The organism is Wolbachia endosymbiont of Nomada ferruginata, assembly GCF_001675785.1.
Lineage (GTDB): Bacteria > Pseudomonadota > Alphaproteobacteria > Rickettsiales > Anaplasmataceae > Wolbachia > Wolbachia pipientis.
Genome location: NZ_LYUY01000053.1, coordinates 1 through 9,042, shown reverse-complemented (window position 1 = coordinate 9,042; position 9,042 = coordinate 1). Strand labels below are relative to the sequence as shown.

The following is a 9,042-nucleotide window of genomic DNA, read 5'->3' as shown; positions in this document are numbered from 1 at the left end:
TGTTGGATACTTTTTTCTCATCTTTACCCCGTACTAAAATTTCAGATATTATAGCCTTTTACTTGTTTCCGGACAACCTCTTAGCCACTCTTGTTTTATTATACCACTTGAAAGCGGCAGGGGGTTTTGTTGATATTGAGCAGCAAAAGCGTAACTCCCGAGTTCAACTTTTATCATCTCAACTTCTTCTCTTCCTCCCTCCAGGGGATATAATAACTCATTCTCTTCTCTTGAGTATAATACTCTTGCAGGTAGTGTCATTCCAGCACTTGATGCTGGAATCCAGTCTTTTGCGGTTGAATTTTCTGGATCCCAGTGTCTGGGCACTGGGATGACAGGAGGGGGGGTTGGAATGACACCAGTATGGTTATTAATTGAATAAATAACCTCCTTATTTTCAGAAATCATTGGCAAACAAATGTGATGCCATATGTTTTTTGGCTTGGATAAGAGGTGCCCAGTTAAGTCTTCCAGGTGGAGCCTATGCATCACAAGCACAATTACTCCTTTTTTTCTATCGTTGAGTCTCGTTACTAAAGTCTGATCGAACCAGTTTGTGGCACGTTTTCTAAATGTTTCACTCAAAGCTTGAGCAGGGTTAAGCGGATCATCCACAATAATAAAGTCACCACCTTCACCGGTTAATGTTCCTCCAACTGATGTTGCGATTCTGTATCCTCTCTGCACTGTTTGGAATTTATATTTAGTGTTCTGGTCTTTGGATAGTTCTACCTCTGGAAATAGCTTTTTATACCAATCAGATTGCATTATGCACCTCGTATCGAGCGAATGTTTTTCGCTAAGCAACTTAGAATAACTTGCAACTATTATTCTTGCAGTTGGCTGATTTCCCAGTATCCATGCGGGCCACGCAACACTTACACATATGGACTTCATTGAACGCGGAGGCATATTGAGTATTATGCGCCTTACTTCGCCAGCATTCGCTGCTTCCAGCCTGTCTGCTATGACTTTTATGTACTGATAATCATTATACTCACATCCCGGCACCACTGTTTGAAAGCACAGTTCAATGAATTTTAGAAAGTTCATGTTAGACCTCCTATAGTATCACCCAAGTAACCCCTATGGTGTCATCCAAGTAGCCGACACTGGTTCCTTTATGACGGCGTCATGCAAGTAGCTGACACTGGAATCCAGTTTTTATTATACAGCTGCTCAATGTGCTCATTACAGTGAAGTTTCCAGTGTCTGGGCACTGGGATGACATCCTTTGGTTTTTTATATGGTTACGCAAGAAATCTAGTGTAGATTTTTATTTATTTTATAAGATTGAAGTGTTACAGTAGCGAGCTTACAACACTACTGTTTTGTAAATTTAGTGAATAAAATTACTTCTTCAACTTTATCGAAGTAAAGAATTGATTTCCATTGCGGTAAATGAGCAACATTATTGAATCTTTACCGTTTTTCTTTACTGCTGAATCAACTTGTTTTTGAAAATCATTAGTATTTTCTATATCGGTTCCATCTAATTGGATAATAATGTCTCCTTTTTTAATACCACGCAGCGTGGCATTACTGTTACTATCTACATTGGTAACTATCACACCTTTTGTAGGATTACTTTCTTTTGATTCTTTTGGCAGGTTTGAAACAGTTAAACCAGTTATGTAATCGGATGTTGATTTATTTTCTTCTTGATTATTACCTTGACCATCATTTGCAGATTCTTCAATCACAACCTTAATATTGACCTCTTTGCTCTTTCTAAGTAACTTAATTTGTACTTTTTTTCCAGGTTCAGTTCTTGAAACCATTTGAGGCAGTTGTGTCATTCTATCAATTTTTTTATCATCAAATTCTAATAATATGTCACCCACCTTAATTCCACCTTTTTCTGCAGGACTATCCTGTACTATACTTGCAACCAGTGCACCTTTTGTATCTTTTAAACCCAAGGACTTAGCGAATTCTTTCGTTATAGGCTGAACTTGCACACCAAGCCAACCATGTTTTATTTTTTTGCCACTTTTTAATGTGTCAATAATTGACATAGCTAAATTAGATGGTATAGCAAAGCCTATACCCACGTTACCGCCAGACTCAGATGGGGAATAGATAGCGGTGTTAATGCCTATAACTTTTCCATTTAAATCAAATAATGGCCCTCCAGAGTTGCCTCTATTAATTGCAGCGTCGGTTTGAATAAATTCATTCATAGTGCCGATACTAATGTCTCTAGACCTTGCAGATACAACTCCCTTGCTAACGGAGCTACCCAAACCAAATGGGTTACCTATTGCAATAACAGTATCGCCAACCCTTGCTGCATCAGAATCACCAAATGCGACGAAAGGAAGGTCTTTATCAGAATGGATCTTAAGCACAGCAAGATCAGTTCTTGCATCATAGCCTAAAACTTCTGCTTTAAAATGAGTATTATCGTTCATGGTAGCTGTGATATCTTGGGCGTTTTTAATAACGTGATAATTTGTTACTATGATTCCACCTTTATCTATAATAAACCCAGAGCCAAGCAACACCACCTCTCTGTTAACACTAGGGCCCCTATCCATAAAAAACTGATCAAAGTGCTCAAAAAACTCTCTAAAATCATCAAAAAAATTATTTCCTGGCATAGATGGAACTCTAGTTTTGCTGTTATTTTCTTGTTTGATGATTTGTTCGCTTGAAATATTTACAACCGCAGGAATGAGTTCTTCCACTAAATCGGCAAGTCCTTGATTACAGTTGCATGCAGTAGTGCTAGCATCAACGACCTTTTTTGCATTCCAATCAAACATATTAGCATACGAAGAAAACGCAATTAGAAAATATGCAAATATAGATAAAATAAATGCCTTACTTTTCATAAATTATTTCCATCCTTTATTTAAAATATCTAAAAAGTTATTGTTTGGTGAAAGTACAAATTTAGTATTATTTTCGGCAAATGATTTACTGTAAGCGCTCATAGAGCGATAAAAGTTAAAGAACTCTTCATCAACCTTAAATGCCTCATTATAAATTCTAGTTGCTTCAGCATAACCACGGCCCCTTATTTCGTACGATTCTTTTACTGCACTGGAGATAATTTCCCTTTTTAATTTATCAGCTTTTGATCTAACTTCCTGCCCAGCTTGCTCTCCTTCTGCTCTAATTTCTTTTGCTTCTTTTTCCCTTTCAGTTTGCATACGGCGAAATATTGCAGAACTATTTTCTTCTGGTAAATCTGCTCTCTTAATTCTTACATCTATTATTTCTATGCCAAATTTTTCAGCTTCAGAATAAACTCCACGCTGAATCAATTGCATAACCTCTGATCTTTTTTCATTCAACAAGCTAATCAACGAAAATCTGCCTATATTTTCTCTTATGTGAGCTTCTATAACCGGATATAATCTTCTAACCAGACCTGATTCATTCCTCACAGCCTGGTAAAAAGTAACAGGATTTGTTATTTTATATTTTGCATACGCATCTACTATAATACGTTTTTGATCCGCTGTTATCACTTCCCTTGGGATCTTATCAGGACTTAAATCTAAAACTCTTTTATCAAGAAACTCTACACTATTTATGAATGGCAACTTAAAATATAAGCCACTTTCCCTAACATCCCTTACAACTTTACCCAGTTGTATAACTATTGCTTGCTTTGTTTCTTGCACAACAAATATTGAATTAGATAAAACAATCAATAAAACAACAAATACAGAAACAAAAACAATTTTAATATTACTACTCATGGTTATTTTCCTAAATTTGTAAGAGGTAAATAAGAAAACATACCTTTCAGATCATCAGTTACAACAACTTTGTCTACCTTACTGAAAATATTTTCCATAGTTTCAAGATAAATACGATTCTTAACGAGAGAAGGATTCTGTCTATATTCCTCATAAAGAGATAAAAAGCGATTTGCATTACCTTTTGCTTCATTTATTATTTCATTTTCATATGCTTGTGCATCTAATTTTATCTTTATCGCTTCACCCTTTGCTCGAGGTATAATATCATTATTATAAGCATATGCTTCGTTTATAGTACGCTCTTTGTCTGCACGAGCACTTTGTACATCTCTAAACGAACTGATTACTTTTTCTGGTGGATCAATTTTTTTCATTTGAACAGATAAAATCTCTATACCCATTTGGTATCCATCAAGAATCTGCTGCAATAGAATTCTAGTATCTCTAGAAATTTCTGGTCTGCCTTGACCAAGTGCAAAAGAGATCGTGTTTTTACCTATTATTTCTCTCATGGCACTTTCAGCAGCATTTTTAACACTGAAACCGGGTTTGTAATCCCGCACTTTGAATAAATAGTCCTTAGCATCTCTAACGCGCCATTGAACCTCGAAGTTAACGTTGACTATATTTTCATCTCCAGTTAGCATCACGCCTTCACCGCGATCTGTATCTCGCCCATAAGAACTACTTACCCCAATTTCTTCACGATTTACTTCCTTAACGTTCACTTTAAAAACCTTGCCAATAGGGTAGGGGAAGTGATAACGCAAACCAGGTGTTTCTGTATTAGAATATTTACCAAAGGTAAGTTCTATACTTTCTTCACTAGGATGGACAATATAAAAGCCAGTGCAAGCATAGAACAGCAAAATAATGAAAATGATGAAATAAGGTTTTTTGCCCCTGTTTCTGGTTAATCCATTAAGAAAGAACCTTATATCAGATACAGCTTTACTTAAAATATCTTCATTATTGGGAGTTTTGTTCCCTACCGGTTTCTTTCCCAGGTTCCAAGGATTATTATCATCAAACATAATGATTGATTCTATAATTAATACGCTAATATTACTTCTTTAATAAGAAAATGCAAACATAAATTGCTATTTTATTTACAAATTAATCATCAGGATGGAAAACATGATCGTACACTTCCTTTTCTCTATGTAATATGGTCGACTCTATGGAATTTTCTGGCTTTTTTTTGAATTCTTTTTTGTCACTCTTTAAGTGCACTACGTCTTCGTGAAAATGGAAATGATAGCTGAATAATAAAACCATTATTATTAAAGTTATAACAGCTAAAAAGATGAGTGTTCTTTTTCTATACCTCATAAATGCTGCAGCTTCTTGACCTAATTTTCTACGCTACCACAAAACACGTCAAGCGAAATTATTTGAAGATAAATAAATACTGGCAATCAATTTAACACTAACTTAAGAATCAAGGAATACAATTATAATATATTTAATTAATAGTGAGGTTTAAAATGTCACCTAATGAAAAAAATTCAAATTCTGTTGGAACTCAACAAAACCAACCAGAAGATAGTTTTGATTTGAATAAAACGATGCAAAATCTACCAAATTCAGATATTGCTAATGATCCCAAGAAGCTAAAAGAAAGAATTACTGACCTGTTAAAAGGGGATACAGAATTCTCTAAGATGAAACAAGGAGATAAGATTCTTGTAGTAAGTACAGCAAGTGGATTATTTACGGCAGTACTACCACTTTTGGCAGTTGGTGCAACACTTGCTATACCGGGTGCTATAGTTGGTCTTGCTTTATATTTCGCTGTAAAAGTCGCTGTAAAAGCAGTTCAATCTGGATATAAAGGGCTCAAGTGGTCAGCAGAAAAAACAGTTGATGGGGCGAAATATACTGCCGGAAAAGTTAGAGATGGTGCTGTACATGTTAAAGATAAGGTGAAAGAAGGTTATGAACATTCAGTAGATTCACTGAAAAAAGGCGCTAGTTTTGTAGGCGAAGGAGTGGCAAATAAGTTCCATAAGGCATCTGGTGAGACGGACTATTTAGATAAGGTAAAAAGGTTTACTCCAGATGCAATTAAGAAATCTGACGAAATAAGAAATGATATGAAAGCAATTTTTGCTGATAAAGGAAATAATTCTGGGTTAGTGAAAAATATACTTTCTGGAATATCGTCAGAAATTGATTTAAAAATGGCAGAGAAGGCAAAATCAGGGGAGATTGAACATACTTCTGGATGGCAAGTACAGAAAGAATTCATTAATAATTTAAATGAAAAAAGCTTGCATAACTTGTTAACACAAAGGTCATTACCTAAAGGTAGTTATTTCATCGACAGTGTTTTCTCTGAACATCACGATGAAATTAAGAAGGTTATTAAAGAATGTAGAGAAAATCATTTGTACTCAAGCGTAAGCAATATGTTTGACAGAGCAGAGAAAAAAGCTAACAGGCCTTCTGTCAAAAGTTTAACTAGGTCTGTGTCATCATCATTCTCTTCACTGGGAAGAAAAAACTCTGAACAATCTAACAGCTTGTCAAGAAGCAATTCACTAAATTCTATAGGAACTGAAAGTACTGCTACTGTCTCTGATTCAGATTCTCAGAACTTTGCAACAGTCCGTAGAAGCAATTCATCTAGTAGCTTAACTCCTAAGCTTACTCCAGTTGCTCCACCAGAACTACCTAGAAGCGCCTCATTGACTAACTTAAATGGACAAAGTTCTTTCAGTGAAGATGTTCTCAGTGATCCTATTGTGGAGCAAAACCTGGATAGTTTGAGTAACAGAACTCTCACTCACAGTAATTCTACTGATAGTGGAATGGGTTCTGGTTCTTCTACGCTAACAAGAAAACAAGTTCTTCCTTTAAAAGAAGAATTTGACAGAGAACTCGAAGAAAAGTTGGCAAAACGACGCGCATCTCTAGATCAACCTAGTGCAGAACCTGTCAACTCAAGAGCTACAGCAACTCCAGGAACAGTGTAATAAGTAAAACTTCTACCTTCTCCAAAAGGATGTTACTCAATGAGTAACGTCCTTTTTTTGTTTTTAAACTATAGAAAAATCCTAGATCCCAGCGGTATGCGTACAACCGTATGAACATTGTGATTTCTCTGCTAGGAAAGGTGTCATCCCAGTGCCCCTGTGATGTCATTCCAGTGCTTGACACTGGGATCCAGGAAAGTTTGCTTGTTTACAAGCAAACTAGCATAGAAAGTGGTTACAACGTTTTCGATGAGATTATATGGAAAACTGGATTCCAGTGTCAAGCACTGGAATGACATCACAGGGGCACTGGGATGACACCTTTACGTTTGAGGCAAACTAGCTATAACACTTAACATACTACCTTTGCAAACAAATGTTCATACAGTACGCGCTGGCGTTATTTTCTCTTGATGAATAAATCTCGGTAGAGTATAGTAGCAATGCGTTTATGTAAATTCTAATGAGTAATTTAGTTTTAGTCTATGCAACTTTTTCAAATTTTGAGGAGGCTAAGACTGTTTCTGAGGAATTGTTAAACGAGAAATTAATTGTATGTGTAAACATATTTCCCGAAGTGAATTCTCTGTATTTATGGGAAGGTAAAATTAGTAATAGTTGTGAAGTAGTAGCAATTATGAAAAGCAAAAATGATCAAGTTGATAAAATTGTAGAAAAAATCGAAGCAATGCATTCTTATGATCAGCCAGCTATTGCTGTGATGCCCATAGAAAAAGCAAATAAATCTTTTACTAATTGGGCTAATAGTGTTATTGATGTAAGTAGTATTGGGGTGTAGCCAAGTGGTAAGGCAGCGGTTTTTGATACCGCCACGCGAAGGTTCGAATCCTTCCACCCCAGCCATATTGAAGTGGGTGTGAAATGATATCACTTTTCTATAAATTAAGATTATTGAATTATATATTAGGTAGTCTAAAAGATATAATTGTGAAACTGTTTCTCTTCACAATGTATCTTTACACATTCAGCATTGTGCTCATGTTTCTCAGCAATGGTTTTTGGTATGCTGTAGAATTTTGCTCTTTCAAAAATGCGTTTTACCGTTTTTTTCAATATTGCAAGTGGTATTATGAAAATAGGGAAGATCTCGGTTACGGAATTTCTATTCGAATATTAGTGGCGTTTCTTACTCCGCATTTTCTCTATAAATTATTACTTGGCACAGGCTGGAAGTCCTTTTTAAAGGAAAAGATAATACAGATACTCAACACAAGAAGAAAAAAGGGTAGTGAGTTCAGTAACAGTAGCAAACCAAGTGGCAGTAGTTATAGTGATAAGAATAATTACAGCAATAACAGTGGTAACAATGAGCGTCAAGCTCAAGATGCAAAGCGAAAAGTAAACATGATAAAGCAGCTATTAATCAAAGATATAGAGGCAACTATAGATAGGAGATTGAATTATATTTTTTTCGGTAAAAGGAGTAAACCTCATTAAGTATATAAAAAGGCTTTATCTAGTAAGGCTTTTTAAGGTTGGCTGTATTTTATTTTTTACGTATACCGGATCACAATCAGCCAATATACATGTGTGCACAAAATCTTGACTAAAGTCTGACAACCAAGAAATTGCCTTACGTTTTTCTACCAAGCTTTCTGTTTTTTTACAGTTACTTGCTGCATCAGTCATCGCCTGCGCTATTACTGATTTCCACAGCAAATAATACCTTTGTATATCATCTGACGTACTATTTGTTTCATAGTGGTTAAAAAATTCTTTAAAATTGAAGTTGTTTAACATAATGATACCTCTTTGGATTGAAATTTGAAATGATTTAAGTTTATGTCGCCACAGCAGATTCCGCTAACACGTAGCGGGATGACGATTGTCAGGCCAGCGCCCCTATGATGTCATTCAAGTAGCTGACACTGGTTCCTTTATGATGATGTCATCCCAGTGCTTGACACTGGGATCCAGCCCTTCCATAATCATCAAAACATTGTATTTTAACGTAAAACAGCTATTTTTATACTCACCAACTTAATAAAATTCCTGGATTCCAGTGTCAAGCACTGGAATGACACCCTTTACGGGCTCTTAAATTGCAACTAATCTAAATATTTAAGAAATTTACCAAATGAAAAAAAAGGCAAAAGAAGCCCCGTAGTTAACTAGTTATTTATATGTACTTCAAAATATTGGCGTTTTTTATTCTAAACGCTGCAATTTAGCGACTTTTAAACTGCAACAGACCCTTAGCTTAAATGCTAAGAAATTTACTAAGCAGAAAAAAAGGCAAAAGAAACCCCGTGTTAGCTAGTTGTCACTCTCTAATCCTGCAAATCGGCGTACTATACTGTCTTAAACGACTTATAAGCGCGTTTCAG

Annotated in this window: 10 protein-coding genes, 1 tRNA gene and 2 pseudogenes; 6 read left to right on the top strand and 7 right to left on the bottom strand. The window is 35.6% G+C overall.

The genetic code is table 11. The features are described 5' to 3' along the window. Positions 1-78: 78 nt before the first annotated feature. The 6 genes and pseudogenes from BA053_RS03870 to BA053_RS03850 form a co-directional block, all read right to left on the bottom strand. Positions 79-1,053, bottom strand: a pseudogene (locus BA053_RS03870) (WPE palindromic element domain-containing protein); the annotation flags it as partial. A 77-nt stretch (positions 1,054-1,130) separates the two neighbouring features. Further along, positions 1,131-1,235: pseudogene (locus BA053_RS06780) on the bottom strand (WPE palindromic element domain-containing protein); the annotation flags it as partial. Between the two features lie 117 nt (positions 1,236-1,352). Then, positions 1,353-2,837 carry a DegQ family serine endoprotease gene (locus BA053_RS03865; RefSeq protein WP_065106780.1) on the bottom strand — a complete coding sequence of 495 codons (1,485 nt, stop codon included), beginning with the start codon at positions 2,835-2,837 and terminating at the stop codon, positions 1,353-1,355. 3 nt (positions 2,838-2,840) lie between these two features. Further along, entirely contained in the window at positions 2,841-3,713 is an 873-nt protein-coding gene (gene hflC / locus BA053_RS03860) for a protease modulator HflC (protein WP_012673275.1), read from the bottom strand. A gap of 2 nt (positions 3,714-3,715) precedes the next feature. Beyond that, the gene (gene hflK / locus BA053_RS03855) at positions 3,716-4,750 is read right to left on the bottom strand and encodes an FtsH protease activity modulator HflK (protein WP_010962866.1); all 1,035 of its coding nucleotides are present in this window, start codon (positions 4,748-4,750) and stop codon (positions 3,716-3,718) included. A gap of 82 nt (positions 4,751-4,832) precedes the next feature. Next, positions 4,833-5,048 carry a hypothetical protein gene (locus BA053_RS03850; protein WP_065094531.1) on the bottom strand — a complete coding sequence of 72 codons (216 nt, stop codon included), beginning with the start codon at positions 5,046-5,048 and terminating at the stop codon, positions 4,833-4,835. Positions 5,049-5,203: 155 nt separating this feature from the next. Here BA053_RS03850 and walE1 point away from each other — a divergent pair, with 155 nt between their 5' ends. From walE1 to BA053_RS03825, 5 genes are all read left to right on the top strand, one after another. After that, positions 5,204-6,694 carry an actin bundler gene (walE1, locus tag BA053_RS03845; protein WP_156518222.1) on the top strand — a complete coding sequence of 497 codons (1,491 nt, stop codon included), beginning with the start codon at positions 5,204-5,206 and terminating at the stop codon, positions 6,692-6,694. A 110-nt stretch (positions 6,695-6,804) separates the two neighbouring features. After that, positions 6,805-6,990, top strand: coding sequence for a hypothetical protein (locus BA053_RS03840; protein WP_065094530.1), 186 nt, complete (start codon positions 6,805-6,807; stop codon positions 6,988-6,990). A 167-nt stretch (positions 6,991-7,157) separates the two neighbouring features. After that, the gene (gene cutA, locus BA053_RS03835; RefSeq protein ID WP_065094529.1) at positions 7,158-7,493 is read left to right on the top strand and encodes a divalent-cation tolerance protein CutA; all 336 of its coding nucleotides are present in this window, start codon (positions 7,158-7,160) and stop codon (positions 7,491-7,493) included. Then, positions 7,484-7,558, top strand: a tRNA-Gln gene (locus tag BA053_RS03830). Before cutA ends, BA053_RS03830 begins: the two co-directional genes overlap by 10 nt. Before the next feature lie 135 nt (positions 7,559-7,693). Next, entirely contained in the window at positions 7,694-8,152 is a 459-nt protein-coding gene (locus tag BA053_RS03825; protein WP_245611016.1) for a hypothetical protein, read from the top strand. A gap of 15 nt (positions 8,153-8,167) precedes the next feature. On the opposite strand, the gene BA053_RS03820 is transcribed toward BA053_RS03825, so the two are convergent. Continuing rightward, positions 8,168-8,455, bottom strand: a complete 288-nt coding sequence (locus tag BA053_RS03820; protein WP_065094527.1) for a hypothetical protein — start codon at positions 8,453-8,455, stop codon at positions 8,168-8,170. A gap of 85 nt (positions 8,456-8,540) precedes the next feature. Here BA053_RS03820 and BA053_RS07315 point away from each other — a divergent pair, with 85 nt between their 5' ends. Then, positions 8,541-8,699: a hypothetical protein gene (locus BA053_RS07315; RefSeq protein ID WP_156517989.1), complete on the top strand. Its 159-nt coding sequence runs from the start codon at positions 8,541-8,543 to the stop codon at positions 8,697-8,699. Positions 8,700-9,042 lie beyond the last annotated feature (343 nt).

What these genes read in the sequence shown, in the direction of transcription:
- cutA (WP_065094529.1), top strand. Translation starts at nt 7,158, where the DNA reads ATGAGTAATTTAGTTTTAGTCTATGCAACTTTTTCAAATTTTGAGGAG.
- BA053_RS03820 (WP_065094527.1), bottom strand. Translation starts at nt 8,455, where the DNA reads ATGTTAAACAACTTCAATTTTAAAGAATTTTTTAACCACTATGAAACA.
- BA053_RS03865 (WP_065106780.1), bottom strand. Translation starts at nt 2,837, where the DNA reads ATGAAAAGTAAGGCATTTATTTTATCTATATTTGCATATTTTCTAATT.
- hflC (WP_012673275.1), bottom strand. Translation starts at nt 3,713, where the DNA reads ATGAGTAGTAATATTAAAATTGTTTTTGTTTCTGTATTTGTTGTTTTA.
- BA053_RS03850 (WP_065094531.1), bottom strand. Translation starts at nt 5,048, where the DNA reads ATGAGGTATAGAAAAAGAACACTCATCTTTTTAGCTGTTATAACTTTA.
- walE1 (WP_156518222.1), top strand. Translation starts at nt 5,204, where the DNA reads ATGTCACCTAATGAAAAAAATTCAAATTCTGTTGGAACTCAACAAAAC.
- BA053_RS03825 (WP_245611016.1), top strand. Translation starts at nt 7,694, where the DNA reads ATGTTTCTCAGCAATGGTTTTTGGTATGCTGTAGAATTTTGCTCTTTC.
- hflK (WP_010962866.1), bottom strand. Translation starts at nt 4,750, where the DNA reads ATGTTTGATGATAATAATCCTTGGAACCTGGGAAAGAAACCGGTAGGG.
- BA053_RS03840 (WP_065094530.1), top strand. Translation starts at nt 6,805, where the DNA reads ATGAACATTGTGATTTCTCTGCTAGGAAAGGTGTCATCCCAGTGCCCC.